Source organism: Ferruginibacter paludis, from assembly GCF_030409685.1.
GTDB classification, from domain to species: Bacteria; Bacteroidota; Bacteroidia; order Chitinophagales; family Chitinophagaceae; genus Ferruginibacter; species Ferruginibacter paludis.
On record NZ_JAUFQJ010000001.1, the window covers coordinates 403529 to 421121 of the forward strand.

Annotated in this window: 12 protein-coding genes; 9 read left to right on the forward strand and 3 right to left on the reverse strand. The window is 41.3% G+C overall.

Going from position 1 to position 17593, the window contains the following annotated elements:
* The first annotated feature begins 74 nt into the window (after window positions 1-74).
* From QWZ08_RS01735 to QWZ08_RS01745, 3 genes are all read left to right on the forward strand, one after another.
* A complete protein-coding gene (locus tag QWZ08_RS01735; protein ID WP_290335454.1) occupies window positions 75-3683 on the forward strand; it encodes a nitrate reductase in 3609 nt (1202 codons plus the stop codon).
* A 117-nt stretch (window positions 3684-3800) separates the two neighbouring features.
* Window positions 3801-4343: a nitrate reductase associated protein gene (locus tag QWZ08_RS01740; RefSeq protein WP_290335455.1), complete on the forward strand. Its 543-nt coding sequence runs from the start codon at window positions 3801-3803 to the stop codon at window positions 4341-4343.
* Window positions 4344-4448: 105 nt separating this feature from the next.
* A complete protein-coding gene (locus QWZ08_RS01745; RefSeq protein ID WP_290335456.1) occupies window positions 4449-5942 on the forward strand; it encodes a rubredoxin in 1494 nt (497 codons plus the stop codon).
* Here the strand turns inward: QWZ08_RS01745 and QWZ08_RS01750 are convergent, their stop codons facing one another.
* The 3 genes from QWZ08_RS01750 to QWZ08_RS01760 all read right to left on the reverse strand — a co-directional run bounded on the left by QWZ08_RS01750 (window position 5943) and on the right by QWZ08_RS01760 (window position 8469).
* The gene (locus QWZ08_RS01750) at window positions 5943-6530 is read right to left on the reverse strand and encodes a molybdenum cofactor guanylyltransferase (protein ID WP_290335457.1); all 588 of its coding nucleotides are present in this window, start codon (window positions 6528-6530) and stop codon (window positions 5943-5945) included.
* A gap of 10 nt (window positions 6531-6540) precedes the next feature.
* Complete coding sequence (locus QWZ08_RS01755) at window positions 6541-6819, reverse strand: Rdx family protein (RefSeq protein ID WP_290335458.1); 279 nt, start codon at window positions 6817-6819, stop codon at window positions 6541-6543.
* 219 nt (window positions 6820-7038) lie between these two features.
* Window positions 7039-8469 (reverse strand): AAA family ATPase, encoded by a 1431-nt coding sequence (locus tag QWZ08_RS01760; protein ID WP_290335459.1) that lies wholly within the window; start codon window positions 8467-8469, stop codon window positions 7039-7041.
* 366 nt (window positions 8470-8835) lie between these two features.
* Between QWZ08_RS01760 and QWZ08_RS01765 the strand changes: the two genes are divergently transcribed.
* The 6 genes from QWZ08_RS01765 (at window position 8836) to QWZ08_RS01790 (ending at window position 17589) form a co-directional block, all read left to right on the forward strand.
* On the forward strand, window positions 8836-9675 hold the full coding sequence (locus QWZ08_RS01765) for an MOSC domain-containing protein (RefSeq protein WP_290335460.1): 840 nt from the start codon (window positions 8836-8838) through the stop codon (window positions 9673-9675).
* A 130-nt stretch (window positions 9676-9805) separates the two neighbouring features.
* Entirely contained in the window at window positions 9806-10405 is a 600-nt protein-coding gene (locus QWZ08_RS01770) for a precorrin-2 dehydrogenase/sirohydrochlorin ferrochelatase family protein (RefSeq protein WP_290335461.1), read from the forward strand.
* A 1-nt stretch (window position 10406) separates the two neighbouring features.
* Window positions 10407-11372: a sulfite exporter TauE/SafE family protein gene (locus QWZ08_RS01775; protein ID WP_290335462.1), complete on the forward strand. Its 966-nt coding sequence runs from the start codon at window positions 10407-10409 to the stop codon at window positions 11370-11372.
* A 417-nt stretch (window positions 11373-11789) separates the two neighbouring features.
* Window positions 11790-14735, forward strand: coding sequence for a carboxypeptidase-like regulatory domain-containing protein (locus QWZ08_RS01780; RefSeq protein ID WP_290335463.1), 2946 nt, complete (start codon window positions 11790-11792; stop codon window positions 14733-14735).
* 103 nt (window positions 14736-14838) lie between these two features.
* A complete protein-coding gene (locus QWZ08_RS01785) occupies window positions 14839-15588 on the forward strand; it encodes a DUF2490 domain-containing protein (RefSeq protein WP_290335464.1) in 750 nt (249 codons plus the stop codon).
* A gap of 606 nt (window positions 15589-16194) precedes the next feature.
* Entirely contained in the window at window positions 16195-17589 is a 1395-nt protein-coding gene (locus QWZ08_RS01790; protein WP_290335465.1) for a TolC family protein, read from the forward strand.
* The last annotated feature ends 4 nt before the right edge of the window (window positions 17590-17593 follow it).

A 17593-nucleotide genomic window follows, 5' to 3' on the forward strand; every position in this document is an offset into this window, starting at 1 on the left:
ACTGCACAAGAGTGCGACGCCAATGAAGCTAAATAGTAATTCAAACGTTCGGTAAAAAAATAACCTTCAAAAAGTTGACTAACAAAGAAAATAATACGCTCCAAATTACCTCCCTTCAGGGGATGGGGGCATCACTTCCGGCGGTTGGCAAAACCACCTGCTGCTATTGCGGTGTGGGATGCGGTATTGTTGTTAGCAAAGACGTACAGGGACGTATACAGGTTGAAGGCGATAAGGATCATCCAGTGAATAAAGGCATGTTGTGCAGCAAGGGTATGAACCTGCATTATACCGTCATGGATAAAAGTGACCGCTTGCTGTACCCTGAAATGCGCTATGGCCGTAACCAGCCAAGGCAAAGGGTTTCGTGGGATACAGCCTTGGAAAGAACGGCTGCGGTGTTTAAAACTATCATCGATAAATACGGTCCGGATGCGGTGGCATTTTATGCTTCGGGCCAATGTTTAACAGAGGAATATTATGTGGTTAATAAACTGATAAAAGGTTTTATTGGCAGCAATAATATTGATACCAACAGTCGCCTGTGTATGAGCAGTGCAGTGGTGGGTTATAAAATGAGTTTGGGTGAAGACAGTGTGCCCGTGAGTTATGATGACATAGAATTGTGTGATGTAATTTTTGTTGCGGGTGCAAACCCGGCCTGGTGTCACCCGATTTTATGGAGAAGGGTGGAAGCTGCAAGAGAAAGAAATCCGAATCTGAAAATAATTGTGAGTGACCCACGCAAAACACAGACCTGTGCTATTGCCAACGTGCATTTACAATTAAATCCCGGAACAGATATAACGTTGCACCATGCCATTGGTCGCTGCCTGATAGAAAACGACATGGTTGATTTTGATTTCATCAGCGACCATACCGATGGTTTTGATGTGTACACTAAAACTGTTTTTGAAAGAAGCATTGAAGAAGCAGCAGCAATTTGTGGCGTGGAAGCATCGGCTATCCGGGAGGCTGCCGGCTACATCGGCAACGCAAAAGGTTTTATTACCATGTGGACGATGGGGTTGAACCAAAGCGTGGTGGGCGTGAATAAAAATTTATCACTAATCAATTTAAATTTAATAACAGGCCATATTGGAAAGCCAGGCTCAGGGCCGTTTTCATTGACCGGTCAGCCCAACGCAATGGGTGGCCGTGAGGTTGGTGGGTTATCTAATTTGTTACCGGCACATAGAAATTTGGCCAGCGAAACGGATAGAAATGAAGTAGAAAAATTCTGGCAGATACCGTTGGGTACCATTCAATCCAAACCTGGTTTAACAGCTACTGAAATGTTTGCTGCATTGAATGACGGTAAATTAAAAGCCATCTGGATTTTGTGTACCAATCCTTTAATCAGTCTGCCGGATGTGCGCATAGCGGAGGAGGGATTAAAGAAAGCAAAATTTGTGGTGGTACAGGATGTAAGCAACAAAGTAGAAACATTGCCTTACGCAGATGTTGTATTGCCTGCGGCAGCATGGTCGGAGAAAGAAGGTACCATGACCAATGCCGGCAGGTATATTTCGCACTTGGGTAAGATTACGGAAGCGCCGGGTGAAGCATTGCCGGATGCAGAGATCATTTGCCGCTTTGCACAAAAGATGGGCTTTAGTGGATTTGATTATAAAAGTGCGGCGGAAATTTTTACCGAGCATGCAGCCTTAACCGAAGGAACTAATATTGACATCAGTGGTTTGAATTACGCTATTTTAAAAACGCAGCGTTCCGTTCAATGGCCCTTTACAAAACAGACGGGTGCGTTTGGAACCGCCAGGTTATTTACAGATCACCAGTTTTATACACCTTCAAAAAAAGCCACCATTCATTCTTTTGGAGACGCTAATAAATCGGAACCGTTAACTGCAGAACATCCATTAATCCTTACCACCGGCCGCATCCGCGACCAATGGCATACGAGGAGCAAGACCGGGAAAGTGAATAAATTAAACCAGCACATCAAAGAAAGTTTTTTGGAAATCAATCCGGCTGATGCAGCGGTGAGAAAAATCAAGGAGGGTGATTTGGTAGAGGTGATTAATCACCGGGGTAATGTAAGGGTAAAAGCAAAACTGACAGATGATATCAAAGCAGGTGTTTGTTTTTTACCCATGCATTGGGGAAAGATTTTAAACAGTGATTTAAACCGGGCCAATAATTTAACCAACAACCTGGTTGATCTGCAATCAAAAGAACCTGATTTCAAATTTGCTGCGGTGCAAGTGGCTTTACATAAAAAACCGATACAAAAAATTGTTGTAATTGGCGCTGGTGCAGGTGCCTGTGGTTTTGTAAAAAGTTACCGGACTTTAAATATTGAGGATGAGATAAAGGTATTCAGTAAAGAAAATTTTCCTTTTTATAACAGGGTGATGTTGCCGGATTATATCAGTGGTGCACAGAAATGGGCGCAGCTGGTAAAGATGACAGACAGGGAAGAACGCACTTTTAATATCCAATTATACCGCGGCGTAAGCATTGAGCAGGTTGACCGGGAACATAAAACAGTAATCGATAGTACAGGTGTTGTTCATGAGTATGATGTGTTGTTGATGGCAACAGGAAGTCGTGCTGCGATGTTAAGAGATGTGCCGGATATGAAAGGCATATTCACCATGCGCAGCAGGGTAGATGCGGATAATTTCAGACATCATGTGGATGCAGCCAAAGGAAAAGTACTGATTGTCGGCGGTGGTTTGCTGGGCATTGAGTTAGCTGCTTCATTAAGGGAGGTAGGCGTGGAAGTTACCATCGTACAACGTATCAGCAGGTTAATGGACCGGCAATTGGATCCATTGGGCAGCCAGTTATTGCACGAAGAATTATTAAGCAAGAATGTAGACATTTATTACAATGATGAGATAGAACGTTTTTACGGTAATGGAAAAGTGACCGGCGTTCAACTGAAAAGTGGTTTAACGATCAATTGCCAGGCCATTGTTATTGCTGTGGGAACAGTGCCCAATATTGAACTCGCCAAAGCCTGCGGCCTGCAAAGCAAACGCGGCGTGGAAGTAAATGAATACCTGCAAACCAGCGACCCGTCTATATTTGCTGTGGGTGAGATTGCGGAGTTCAAGGGTTTTTTGTACGGCATTACGGCAGCGGCTGAACAACAGGCAGAGATTGTAGCCCGTTATTTAAGCGGTGATATTTCAAAATATTATGAAGGTTCGTTGCTGATGAATATTTTGAAAATGCATGGTACTGATTTGGTTTCGATGGGACTGGCGGAGTGCCCGGATGATCCGGCTTATGAAGAAGTCGTTTTTATCGACAAGGCCAAGCGTTATTATAAAAAATGCATCATTCACAATGACCGCCTGGTTGGCGCTATTCTAATTGGCGATAAAACAGAATTTTTAGAATATCGCGACCTGATACAAAACAAAATGGAGCTGAGTGAAAAGCGGCTGCAGTTGTTACGATCTGGCAATAAAGCGGAGCCGGTAATTGGTAAACTGGTGTGCAGTTGCGGCAATGTGGGTGAAGGCAATATTGTTAATAAAATAAGGGAAGGTTGCACCCAGTTAAAAACATTATGCGAAGCAAGCGGTGCAGGTATGGGTTGTGGCAGTTGCCGGCCCGAAGTGCAGGCGATACTGGATAAGGCGATGCTGCCTGTAGTGGATAAAGAAATTAAAATTGTTCCTGCGGTTTTGATTGCGGCGGCGGTGTAAGTCAAAGGGTAGTCACAGAACCACGTCGGGGTTGGGGAGATAGTTAAAATAACGAGTTACCTTATAGGGCGGATGACAAACTAAATGCGTAATTAGTATACTCATAAAAACAAAACCATGTCAGCAACAAATACAATTCAACGTTGGCGGGAAATGCAGGGCTTATTCGGGGTAGAATATTTTTTATTTGAAGAAGATTTTGTTGAAGCCAATGTGCGTTGCATACCTATGGTCGTTCGGTTTAAATTGGATGCCGTAGGCATTAAACTGCCATTGGAATTGTGGTGTAAGTTTTCTGTTAAAGAAAGAAAAACATTGGCAGTGCTGCATTGTAAAACGCCTGTTGAAAAGGAACGGTATCATTGTTATTTAAACGGCCTGGTGAATATATACAGTGGTACGGATGCAAAGCCATTGGCAATCAATCCGGCTCCGTTATGGGCTAACCTTGAAAATGTACCGGAAGGATTACAACAAAAAGCCGCCGAATTTAACTGGTTTATTTCTGTGAAAAAATGGGGCGGCTTAAGCAACCTGCAACGTTTTGCCTTGCTGAAATTATTTAGTCCGGGGCATGAGAATAGAAATTTTCCAAAGGCGATGAAAGAGTTTGGTTTAGCAATCGGGTTTACTGATTTGGAGAGCAGGGGTGATAAATGAATATGGTAGCAATTTGAAGGGATGTTGCCCAAAGCTTAAAAAGTATAAGTGAGTGACACAAGAATGACGCTATGAAAAGCTATAGCTGGTAACAAAAAGAGAAAAATGAAAAATTCATTTACCATAAAAATAAATTTTACCGGGGGCATTATTTCTCCGGGTGATTTGATGCATATCCTTGATGCTGCTGCTTTATCGGGCATTAAGCAAGTTAGCTTCGGATTGCGGCAACAATTATTTATTGAAGTAGCGAATGAAAAATATAATAAACTGGCTGAAACCCTGAAGGGGAAAGATATTGCCTTTGAGGTAGATACCGATCAGCATCCCAACATTGTAAGTTCGTATCCGGCTGAAGAAATATTTATTACCAAAACATGGTTGAGCGAAGGAGTGTACAAGGATATTTTTGACGCCTTTGATTATGTACCAGCATTAAAAGTAAATATAAGCGACAGTAAGCAAAGTTTCACCCCGATGCTTACCGGCAACATCAATTGGGTGGCAAGTGACAGCCTGCATTTCTGGCATTTGTTTATCCGCTTTCCTAAAACTAATGCCATTTACGAATGGCCGGATATTGTATATACCAACGACATTGCGGTGCTTACCAAACATATTGAAACGGTTATTAAAAACAGCGATAAACAATTTTATGATGCGCCTGAACCCGATGGCACTTTGTTGTACAGCATCGTTATGCAACAGCAACAATACAACGTAAAAGCAGCAGAAACCAAAGTTGTTTTTCCGCCGTTTATGCTGCCTTATTATGAAGGGTTTAACCGGGTGAATAACCGCTACTGGCTGGGTATTTACCGCAGGGATGAAAAGTTTTCTGTAGCGTTTTTACAGCAGGTCTGCTCGCTTTGCCTGGTTACTAAAATTGGCCAGTTATGTTCTACACCCTGGAAGACCATTATCATAAAAGGCATTGAAGAAAAGGATCGCAATTTGTGGGATGCCGTGCTGGGTAAACACCAGATCAATGTCCGTCATGCGGCCAACGAATTAAATTTCCAGGTAGAAGATGATTGCAAAGAAGGCCTGGCGTTAAAGAACTTTTTGATAAAACATTTGCAGCAGGATGATACCCGCACGTTTGGTATTTGCATCGGTATTAAAACCCGCCGCAAAAGTGAAGTGTTCAGTAGCATACTGGTAAAAAAGAAACCCTTGTTTACCGTCGGCGGGGTTGATTTTTTCAGTCGCTATGATATTTTATGCGCCAAGGATTTTAACCCCAATGAAAGAACCGGAAAAATATTCAGCAGCAATAATTATAAGTGGATGTTGCCCGAACAATTGCGTCGTGCCATCATTGGTTTTTATGCGCATAAGGAAAATGGACAACAAACAGTGAGTATAAAAAAGCCGAAAAAAGAGGCGCCGCTGAAAGAGGAAATACCTGTTTGGATACACCAGTGTACCCAATGTTTTACAGTGTATGATGCTTTAGTTGGTGAACCGGAAAATGATATTGCAGCAGGCACGTTATTTGAAAATTTACCGGAGCAATATTGCTGTCCTTTGTGCGAAGCGCCGAAGGAAATGTTTACCCCAATCAACAAATTGTCGCTTGTGTTTAAGGAAGCATAATCAGGCGCCGTTTAAACCGGCATGTGCATTCACATTGGTAAAATATTTTTTTTGTTCTGTTGTAATTGATACAAAACACACGTTTAAATTGTCAATCATACTTTTCATACTGTGCCTTTTTAAAAGGCCTTTTTTATGCATGTCTGCAATGGCCGATAGACCTTTGGCGCAGTAAATTGCGCAGAGCGGTTCAGGCTCATCCTCGTTGGTAAAAACAAAAGCGTCATAGGCATCAGTTTCCAGGTATTTGTTGTACAACTCAGTCAGCACGCTGGTTTCCATCAATGGCATGTCGCAGGCCAGCACAAAAAAATTTTGCACCGGGTATTGTAAATGTGCACTCAATACGCCCAGTAAAGGGCCGTGTATTTCCAATTTTTCGTTGTCTGTCATAATGGGTGTACCCACAAACGCCGAAGCGTAGCTGGCATATTGCAACCTGTTTACAACAAGCGAAACTGGTATTTGCAAAGCTGCCATTTTATTGATAGCGTTCTGTGCCCATAGCTGTCCCTCGCTGTTAACAAGCAGGCCTTTATCGCTGCCCATACGGGAGCTTTGGCCACCGCATAAAATAATTCCAACCATACAATAAATTTTAATGTTTATCAGAATGGCCCAGGTTCTTATCAGGGTTTACAACGTCTCTTACTAATTGTTTTAATTCTTTAATTTCCGGGAAGCCGCCAAAAACTTTACGGTCAAAAATAGTATTGCCATTAATGCACACAATGTAACGTCCTCCCACTTCGCTGGGTTGCAGGGTTACTGATTGTATGTCGCCTTCAAATGTGGTTAACAGTTCCTGCGCCATGTACGCGGCTCTTAACAGCCAATGGCATTTGGGACAATATTCTATGGTGATGGCGGGTTTCATGCTTGTCTGGATTTTAATACTCAAATGTACAGGAATAATACAATTTTGTAACAGGCTAATCACCCTGATTTGACTTCAGTGGCGACGCTCCGTTCAACAATTTCAGCCATGTGGAACCATGGCCTCCATTTTGAAACGTATTGAAGTAATGAAAATTCATCGGACAATGGTGCTAAAAGGCTTTTGGCAAAACAACCAATCACAGCAGGCGTAATAGCATCAGTTTTTAAACAGCGCCTCCATAGTAATTTCTTTTTGTATCTGCCCGGTATAACTATCGCTGTTTTTTACGCCGTTGGTGGTCACCATCGTTAAAAATAAAGCCTTCCGGGTGTTGGTTCGTTCGCGGAATATTTTTACTTTATTATCCAGTTCCCGGCTGTATGCTTTTGTAATGATATAGGTGTTGATGGAAAATTTAATTTCACAAATATTGATGCAGTTGTCGTGCCGGTCAATCAGTAAATCTATTTGGGCACCTTGTTCATCTTTGTCCCCTTTGTAGCGCCAGGCGGATATTTCCGTATGCACGCCTTCAATACCCAGTGCTTTTTTAATCTGCGGCGTATGCTTTATACAAATGCTTTCAAACGCATTGCCACTCCAGCTTTGCCAGGATGTACCTGTTGAAAATCGGGTCCATGTACCAGTGCCTTTGAACTTGCTGTGCTCTATAAATTTTAAATAGAAGTGTGCATACTCATCAGTCAGCCTGTAAATACTTTCTTTGGCTGTTTTGTCAAAAGGAATATACGGCGTAATAAAACCTGACTGGGTAAGCTCTTCCAGCAATTGAGTAGTACCGCCGCCTGAAGTTAATTTACAGGCTTTAATAAGTTCATTCCGGGTAAGACCCGTTCCTTTTTTTGCAAGAGCCCTTATTACCAGGATATGGTATTGAGCGCCATCAAAAAGCGAAGCAAAAAGATTTTTAAATTCTTCATGCAGTAAACCGTCTTTGCTAAAACAGGTTCTGTCAATTGCCTGGATGGCGCTTTCTCCTTTTTCGATTTCTTTCAGGTAATGTGGTATGCCGCCCATCACCATATAAATTTGCAATACCTGGTATTGATCCAGGTTTATTTTTCTTTCATTTAAGTACAAGGCGGTTTCGTGTAAAGTAAAGGGCAGCAATCTTAATTTTCGGGTAACCCTGTTATGTAACCCGCCCCTGTTGTTAATTACTTTTTGTATCATCCAGGCTGCTGCTGAGCCACAAAGTATTACCACCAAATTCTTTTGACGGGAAGCCCAGGTATTCCAGAAATTTTCAAACGCCTGTAAAAAACCGGAGCGGGGCGTACCTATCCATGGAAACTCATCAAAGAAAATTACGGTTCTTTGTTTTTTTATAAGGGGCTTCAGGTAATCTTCCAGCATACTTAATGCGCTTATCCAGCTGGTTGGCCTGGTTGTTTTAAGTTTTCTTGCTTTTGATAAGGCCAGGGTAAAATTTTCAAGTTGCTGATCAAAGGAAGCATTGTGTATGCCGGAAAATTCAAAGGCCAGTTGCGCTGCAAATGTATTTCTTATAAGAAATGTTTTACCAACTCTGCGTCTTCCAAAAACAGCCACCAGCTCAGGTTCTGATGAATTCAATACCTTGTTTAAAAATGTCAGTTCTTCTTTTCGCCCTATGATGTTTGCCATTGTTATTTTTATTTAAGCTGTATTACCACGGCATAAACTGTTAACCTTTAAAATTATATCTTGCCAAATGTACAAATAAAAGTACAGTTTTGGCGAACTATAAAATTATTATACTTTGCCAAATGTGCTATTTAAACACCAGTTTTGGCGAACTATAAAAATAGTATAATCAAGATCTTGCTATCAGTAAATTCTTAAATCTTTATACTGCAATACAGTACTATTAGAGAAACGGGTCTTACTATGGGCTGTAAAAACACTTGCTATGGTGTAATAATTCAAGTTGGCCTGCTTACGACTATTGAATACATATTCCCGATTGCTTTTTTTATTTGTAATTAAAGAGATAATCCCCAACTTTGAAATATGTACACCATCAGCCAACTTTTTATTTACCCGGTTAAGTCGCTCGGCGGTATTGAAATCACCGGAGCTCAATTAACTGACAGGGGATTTCAATTCGACCGCAGGTGGATGCTGGTGGATGTCAACAACCAATTTTTAACGCAGCGGGAACATCCGGAAATGTGTTTGTTGCAAACAGCTATTCAGGACAATGAATTAATTGTTTATCATAAAAATAATCCCGCAGATAATATTCAGATACCGCTACAACCATTACCTGGCGTGGCAACAATTAAAGTGCAGGTGTGGGATGACGAATGCAGTGCTCAATTGGTAAGCGAAGCAGCAGATGCCTGGTTTTCTGCCAAATTATCAATACCCTGCAGGTTAGTATACATGCCCGATAGTGAAAAAAGAAAAGTCGACCCTGAATATGCCAGTGAAAATGATATTACCAGTTTTTCTGACGGTTATCCCTTGCTGATTATCGGACAGGCATCCATGGATGATCTCAACAGCCGCCTGGCAGAACCTTTGTCCATCAATCGTTTCAGGCCAAATATTGTTTTTTCCGGAGGAAATGCCTTTGATGAAGATACAATGGAACATGTACGAATAAACAGCATTAATTTATATGGTGTGAAATTATGCGCCCGCTGCACCATTACAACAATTAACCAGGCAACTGCCGAAAGGGCAAAAGAGCCATTGAAGGCACTTGCCGCTTACAGAATGAAAAATAGCAAGATATACTTTGGCCAAAATATACTGCATAAACAAACAGGCGCTCTGAAAGTGGGAGATGCAATTGAGATAATCAGTAAAAAAGTGCCTTTTGCTTTTATACCGTCAGCGCAATAAATCTCTCTGGTAATTAAGGCTTCAAATTTTAAATAATACAATATCAATAATTGACCGATAACACGGTGAAAGAAAAAAAGATATGCAATAGTCTACTAATTTAGTGGAGATATCCATATATTTGCAGCCGATGGTAAATAATATCTCACCTGCTCAAAATGAGCTTTTTCCGGTTTTTTTAAAATTAAAGCAATTGCGTCTGCTGATAGTGGGCGGCGGCTATGTTGGAATGGAAAAATTGCAGGCCGTGTTGGCCAATTCACCTGCCGCGGTTATTACGTTGGTGGCCAGCGAAATAAGTGGGGAAATAAAAGAATTGGTCAAAGAATACCCGGGTGTAACGCTGGCGGAAAAGCCTTACCAACTAAGTGATTTCGACAATATTGACATTGCGATAGCGGCGATTAATGACCCTGTAGTAAGCGGGCAGGTAGCAGCGGATGCGAAGTTGAAAGGCATCCTGATAAACGTGGCTGATAAGCCGGATCTGTGCGATTTTTACCTGGGATCGGTGGTGCAAAAGGGAAACCTTAAGGTTGCTATCAGTACCAACGGCAAGTCTCCCACTATCGCTAAACGTGTTAAAGAAATGTTGAATGAAACACTGCCGGATGAGCTTGATAGTTTATTGGATAATATGCAGGCCATACGCAATAAAATGACAGGTGATTTTACCGACAAAGTGAGACAGCTGAATGAAATCACCAAAAATCTTTCCCAAAATAAATAACATGTCGAATAATACACCCGAAGAAATAATAGAAGAAATTACGCATTCGCATGACGTGGTGATCACCCAACAGGAACTCAATTCTTCCAGGAGAAAAGTCGTTAGTAAATACATTGTTGCAATCGCTTTTGTTTTACTGGTTATTTTATTCTCCTATTTTTTTCTATCTGCTGAAGAGCTTACTTTATTACAGGCTACCCTGAACAAGGACAACCATTTATTTTACTGGATGCTGCTCATTGGTTTTGGCGCTGAAATCGTTGCCGGCTCTATGGGGATGGGATATGGTGTTATCTGCACATCCTTATTATTAATAATGAATGTGCCTCCGCCGGTAGTAAGTGCGAGCATTCACTCGGCAGAAGCTTTTACGAGTGCTGCAGGAACCATAAGTCACTGGCAACTCGGAAACATTAATAAAAAACTGGCGAAGGCTTTGGCTTTACCAGCTATTATTGGAGCGGTAGCAGGAGCATTACTGCTAACCTATGTAGGAGAAAGATATGCGAAGATTACCAAGCCATTTATTGCAGCTTATACCATCTATTTAGGTATAAAAATTTTACAAAATGCATTTAAAAAGAAAACGGTTAATCAGCAAAAGAAAAAAAGCAATATCACTGTACTGGGTTTAATAGGCGGCTTTATAGATTCATTTGGTGGCGGTGGCTGGGGGCCATTGGTTACAGGCACTTTTATAAAAAACGGCCATACACCGAGGTTTGTAATTGGCAGCTCCACCTTTGCTAAATGTATCCTCACTGTGGCCAGTGCCACTACTTTTATTTTCACTATCGGCATTCAGCACTGGAATGTAGTGGCCGGATTATTGATCGGGGGTATTGTTACAGCTCCTTTTTCTGCCATGCTTACTGCTAAACTACCCACCAAAAAAATGTTTGTTGTTGTGGGCGTAGTGGTAATCATTTGCGGATTAATTACCATCGGCAGAGCTGTGTTTTTGTAGTTCACTTATTCGCAGGAAATCAGCGGGAAATTTAATTTTTCTTCCTTGTAGCTTAAATTACTGATGAAAAAAATAATTCAAATCTTTAAGTCTATAAATTTGGTGGACTAATAATAATCACGTTATCTTTGTGTACAAATTAAAAGATACTCTTTCATGAATAAGTTAGCAGGCACAAGATTCTCCGTCATAAGTAAGCGCCGATGTTGTACAGGATTAACTGTAAAATAGATCCTCAAGTTTTTTTAAGTTATTAGTCTACTAAATTAGTAGACAAAATGATCTTACCCGCGACTATTTTAAACATTCTCTTTTTTAAAAGTTAACAGGTATTAATCACATTCTCATTCCCGGAGGGGGGTGGGTAAGCACACGAATGAAATCATAATTGTAAAACAAAACCACCAAAATTCTACAATGAGAAAGTTAGCAGCATTAGTATATTTTTTACTTCCGGTTATAGTATTCGGGCAGCTGAATGGAACAGTAATTTTAAGCGGGCGTATAGTCGGCGAAAATCACGAAGGCCTGGCATCTGCCAGTATAGCTGTAAAGGGCGCCTCCAGCGGAACCATCACCGATTCAACCGGGAGATTTTCATTGGTGATCAATCAAAAATTTCCTTTTACAGTAGTGGTAACTTCCGTTGGATTTTCTCCGCAGGAAATCGAAATCAGGAATGCTAACTCAAAGTTGGCCATACAATTAACCAGCCAAACTTTCCTTGCAAACGAAGTGGTAGTTACAGCAAGCCGTACTTCTGAGAAAATTTTAAAGTCGCCTGTGAGTATTGAGAAACTGGACATCAGGGCATTAAAAGAAACACCCGCAGCTTCCTTCTATGATGCGCTGGGTAATGTAAAAGGCGTTCAGTTAACTACTTCTTCCATTACATTTAAAGTGCCCAACACAAGGGGCTTTAATATTCCCAATAATTTTCGTTTTATGCAGCTGGTAGATGGTATCGATATGCAGGCGGCGACATTGGGTGTTCCGCTCGGTAATGCCATCGGGCCAACAGAACTGGATATACAAAGTATTGAAGTTACACCAGGCGCTGCCTCTGCCTTGTATGGTATGAACGCGATCAATGGTATGAGCAACCTCATTACAAAGAACCCCTTTACTTCCGAGGGATTAAGCGTATTTCAACGCACGGGCATTAATCATGTGGATGGTATTGATCACGCTCCCGGCTTGCTGACAGAAACAGCCATCCGCTATGCAAAAGCTTTTAATAACAAATTCGCCTTTAAAATAAATGGTAGCTATCTGCAGGGTGTAGACTGGATTTCTGACACAAGATTGGATCAGAACCCCAACAATAAAAACACGGCCAACCCATCTTATCCTGCATTAAATGGTGACAACAATATTGTATTTGACGGCTGGAATAAATATGGTGACGATGCCCTTGCAGGAAGCAATACGGTATCTGTAACAGGCCTGAAAATTGATGGGGCAACCAATAAAACGTTGACTGTTGCCCGTACAGGTTACTGGGAGAAAGACCTGGTAGATCCGAAGGTAAACAACCTGAAATTTGACGCGGCGCTACATTATAAAATAACACCCAATACAACTTTGATTTATACATACCGGGTGGGTAAAATGGATGGTGTTTTTCAACGCGGTAACAAAATAAAACTGGATAATGTAGTGGTGCAAAATCACCAGGTTGAATTAAAGGGAAGCAATTTTACCATCAAAGCCTATACCTCAATAGAAAATTCAGGCGACAGTTACAATGTTAAGCCGTTGGCTGATAACCTCGATTTATATACCGGTGGCAGCAACAGTGCGTGGGGGGCAAAATTTAAAAATGCACTCACTTCTTTTGCAACAACTCATGGAGGTGCGCTCACCTCAGATAATCTTGCGGCAGCAACGCAATATGCCCGCCAGCTGGCTGATGCAGGCCGTGCGGAACCTGGCACTGATTACTTTAACAGGGTGAAAGATTCTATTATTAAAATCAACAACTGGGATATTAAATCTGCGCAAATACCGAATGCGCCGGCAACAGGTGGTGCTGCGCTTATTCAAAAAAGTCACCTGTATCATTTAGAAGGGCAACTGGATCTGACCAAACAGGTGAAGTATTTTAACCTGCTGATTGGGGGTGATGCGAGGGTATATCAATTAATACCTGATGGTAATAACTTCGTTGACTTTACAAGACCAATTGCAGACAGGAATACACCTTTGCCCGATGGCAGTTTCGGCAGCAATATCTACTACAAAAAATTCGGCGGTTTTGCACAAATCACGAAAACACTGTTTGAAGAAAAATTAAAATTATGGGGTTCACTGCGTGCGGATTACAACCCTGAATTTTCCGCCAAACTTACACCAAGAGTAGCTGCGGTTTACACGGTAAAACAACGACACAATTTTCGTTTTACTTTTCAAAAGGGTTACCGTTTTCCTGCCCTGTTTGAAGCCTTGTCTTACGTAAATAATGGCCGTGTAAAACGGGTGGGTATACTGCCTGTGATCAATGAAGGGCTTGGTTATCGTGAGAACAGTTATACACAAACTTCCGTAGCTGCTTTTAATGCAGCTGTAAAATTGGCGGGTAACACGGATTCCGCTGCATTGGCTAACCGTGGTTTGTTAAAGGCAGCTTCTTTGCCAAACGGAAGACCTGAAGGAATTAACTCTTTTGAAGTTGGATATAAAAGTGCCTTGTTTAATAACAAAGTCTTTGTAGATTTTGATGCCTACACCAATATCTACGATGGTTTTTTGGGCCAGGTGCAGGTGTTTGTTCCCATTGCGGAAACCATCGGCGCAGATGCCGCTGTGTTAGCTATGATTGACAGGAACCGCGATGCACAACCGGCAAAGGATGCCACAGCTACATCACCAGCAACAGCGGCCAGTAAAGGCCAGGATCGGTATCGCGTTTATACGAACGCAAAAAATAAATACACTACCTATGGTTCTTCGCTGGGAGTAACGTACAACTTCTATAAAACTTTTACCATCTCGGGCAATATCAACTACAATAAAATTAAAGGCAATGCTACGCCTGATTTATTTATTACCGGCTTTAATACCCCGGACTGGACGACCAACGTATCCTTTGGTAACCGGGCCATCAGCAGAAATGTTGGGTTTAATATTGTATGGAAATGGCAGAATGCTTTCCTTTGGGAAAGTCCGCTGGTAACAGGTAAAATTGCTGCCATCAATAACCTGGATGCACAGGTTACCTATAGAATTCCGAAAGTGAAAGCTACCGTTAAGCTAGGAGGTACCAACGTACTGAATAACCGCCACCTGGAATATGCAGGAGGCCCAACAATTGGTGCATTATATTATGCCGCCATTACGCTGGACGGTTTATTGAACAAATAGATAGCAGGCTTGTTTTAAGAAAAGCCAAACAAAATATTAGCTAAGGTTAAGGGGGAGTGTCTGATAATTTATCTTTCACTCCCTTTTAAATAAATAAGAAAAGATGAAAAAAAATATTGCCGGTTGCGTGTTACTGCTTTGTTTTACTATTACGTCGATTGCTCAAAACGCAAAACATACTGAGAACCTTAACCAGGTATGGCTTGGTTATTTTAACCAAACGAGGTTTAGTAACAAACTGGGATTGTGGACGGATTTGAATTTACGTACCAAAGAAGACTTTGTAAATGATCTTTCTGTAAGTATTGTAAGGGTAGGCCTAACTTATTATGTTACCACAGACACCAAGCTCACGGCGGGTTATGCATGGATAAACTTTTTTCCTGGCGACAATCATAAAAATATTTCACAGCCCGAGCATCGGCCCTGGCAGCAACTTCAATGGCATACCAAATATGCTAAATCCAGGATGATGCAATGGATGCGGCTGGAGGAAAGATACCGCCGTAAAATTTTGAATGACGATGCATTGGCAGACGGATACAGTTTTAATTTTAAACTGCGTTACAACTTGTGGTATGAAGTACCATTAAGCAAAAAAGGCATTGTGCCGGGAGCCCTTTCTTTTATTTTAAATGACGAAGTGCACGTGAACTTTGGCAAACAAATCGTAAATAACTATTTTGATCAGAACCGTTTCTTCGCCGGATTGAAATTACAAACAGGTAAAAGCACCAACCTTCAATTTGGCTACCTGAATGTTTTTCAGCAATTGGCTGCAGGCAATCAATATAAAAATATCAATGGTGCCCGTTTGTTTTATTTTCAAAATTTTGATCTGCGAAGCAAATAGTCAATTAAAAATTTTTATAAAAACCGGGTAAACTGTTCGTAGTGTTAGCCGGTTTTTTTATTCAGGCAAAAAGTAATTATGTTTGCGGTTAACAATTTGTTTGCAAAAGATATAAATAACTTAACTAAGTTAGACTGACATTTGCAGCTTCGACATTGTGCTCAAAATACTTCCATTACGTCATGCGTCAAAAAAAGCAAAACATATTTTTTAGCCTCACTAAAATAGTTGCACTGCTTTTTTATCTGCCCTTTTTTTTAGTACAGATTTTTATTAATCACGATAGTATTAGTACTGGCAAATATGCCCCGGCTGTTTATACAAAAGCAACCACATCTGCCCTAGTTGTAGTTGGCCCTGATAACAACAAAACGACTGGAAAAGTTAGTTCTCTCCGCCTAAACAAAAGATTTCAACCAGCCAGTACGCCTTTTTGCGTGCCGGTTTCTTTTGAAATACAAGCATACATTACCCCTGAAACATCCTTTGGCAATTATCTTAATCCTGCGCTTGTCTCTTCTCACTTATTTACCTATTCATTAAGGGGACCGCCCGCTGTTGTATAACATTTATTTGTTTCAACATTTTTCACCTTAATAAATAATTATGGTTCCTTTTTTAAGACGAAGGTGCTATTCTGTATTCAGTATATTGTTATTGATACAGGCACCTTTTGTATTTGCACAAACAAAAAAATATTCCTTATCCAGCCTGATAGACAGCGCCCACAATTACCTGCCGGTATTGATGCAAAAGAAAGCATTGATTGAATCAGGCAAAGCTGCCATCACCGATACAAAACATTCCTTTTTACCACAGGTCAAATTTGGCGAGCAGTTAAACCTTGGCTCAGCCAATTCACTCGCCGGCAGTTTTTTTACTTTTGGTATGACGCCTTCCACCTCCGGGAGTATCCGCAGCGAAAATATCGGACAGCCAGCTGCAGGCAATTTAGCGGTATTATACAGTGAGTATGAACTTGCCAATTTCGGACTCAACCAGGCAAAACTAAATACAGCCAGGGCGTACCTGAACCTCGCAGAAACAGACCTGAAAAAAGAGCAGTATTTTCTTGATCTGAATGTAGCCAGATTGTATTTTAATATTCTCAAAAATCAGTACCGGTTGAGTGCTGACAGGCAAAACATTGACAGGTATCAAAGCATCTTTAATGTAATCCAGGCACTTACGGCAGCCGGTATTAAGCCCGGTGCAGATTCGTCCCTGGCGAAGGCAGAACTCTCTAAAACTAAAATCAGTTACAACCAAACACTGGGAAATGTAAGCCAGTTAAAGGAACAATTAGCCTATCTCACGGGAATACCGGGCAATAGTATAACCGTAGACTCTGTCCCGATCAACCCAATGAACAAAATGCCCATTGCTGTTGATTTTGCGATGGACAGTGTTAATAATCCGTTGGTAGATTATTACTCCAAAAGGAGGGATATTTATTTAGCCAATCAACGCCTCATCAGCAAAAGTTACCTGCCCAAAATATTGCTGGCGGGCAGCTCCTGGGGCAGGGGTTCCAGCATTCAATACAATGATCAGTATAAGTCGCTGGCAACAGGGCTGGGTTATCAGCGTTTTAATTATGCAGTCGGAGTGGCTTTCACCTACAATCTATTCAACGGCATTACCAAAAGAGATAAGCTGGCCATTAACCGCTACCAGTTGCAGGCAAGTGAATATGATTTGCAGCAACAAAAGTTATCCCTGTTATCGTCTGCCAACCAGGCCGACAATGCGCTGCAAACTACGTTGGCAAACCTAACAGAATTGCCGGTACAGTATCAGTCGGCACAGGATACTTACGAGCAAAAACTGGCACAGTATAAAGCAGGTATCATCTCTTTGATTGACCTGACCAATGCATCATTTGTATTGTACCGGTCGCAAACTGATTACATCGAAACATTAAATGACTGGTACATGGCGCAATTAGATAAATCCGCTGCTACCGGTAATCTTACACAATTTATTCAAACAATAAAATAATTCA

Excerpts from the sequence above, each read along its gene's own strand:
- QWZ08_RS01740 (WP_290335455.1), top strand. The coding sequence starts at position 3,801 with ATGTCAGCAACAAATACAATTCAACGTTGGCGGGAAATGCAGGGCTTA.
- QWZ08_RS01745 (WP_290335456.1), top strand. The coding sequence starts at position 4,449 with ATGAAAAATTCATTTACCATAAAAATAAATTTTACCGGGGGCATTATT.
- QWZ08_RS01750 (WP_290335457.1), bottom strand. The coding sequence starts at position 6,530 with ATGGTTGGAATTATTTTATGCGGTGGCCAAAGCTCCCGTATGGGCAGC.
- QWZ08_RS01755 (WP_290335458.1), bottom strand. The coding sequence starts at position 6,819 with ATGAAACCCGCCATCACCATAGAATATTGTCCCAAATGCCATTGGCTG.
- QWZ08_RS01760 (WP_290335459.1), bottom strand. The coding sequence starts at position 8,469 with ATGGCAAACATCATAGGGCGAAAAGAAGAACTGACATTTTTAAACAAG.
- QWZ08_RS01765 (WP_290335460.1), top strand. The coding sequence starts at position 8,836 with ATGTACACCATCAGCCAACTTTTTATTTACCCGGTTAAGTCGCTCGGC.
- QWZ08_RS01770 (WP_290335461.1), top strand. The coding sequence starts at position 9,806 with ATGGTAAATAATATCTCACCTGCTCAAAATGAGCTTTTTCCGGTTTTT.
- QWZ08_RS01775 (WP_290335462.1), top strand. The coding sequence starts at position 10,407 with ATGTCGAATAATACACCCGAAGAAATAATAGAAGAAATTACGCATTCG.
- QWZ08_RS01780 (WP_290335463.1), top strand. The coding sequence starts at position 11,790 with ATGAGAAAGTTAGCAGCATTAGTATATTTTTTACTTCCGGTTATAGTA.
- QWZ08_RS01785 (WP_290335464.1), top strand. The coding sequence starts at position 14,839 with ATGAAAAAAAATATTGCCGGTTGCGTGTTACTGCTTTGTTTTACTATT.
- QWZ08_RS01790 (WP_290335465.1), top strand. The coding sequence starts at position 16,195 with ATGGTTCCTTTTTTAAGACGAAGGTGCTATTCTGTATTCAGTATATTG.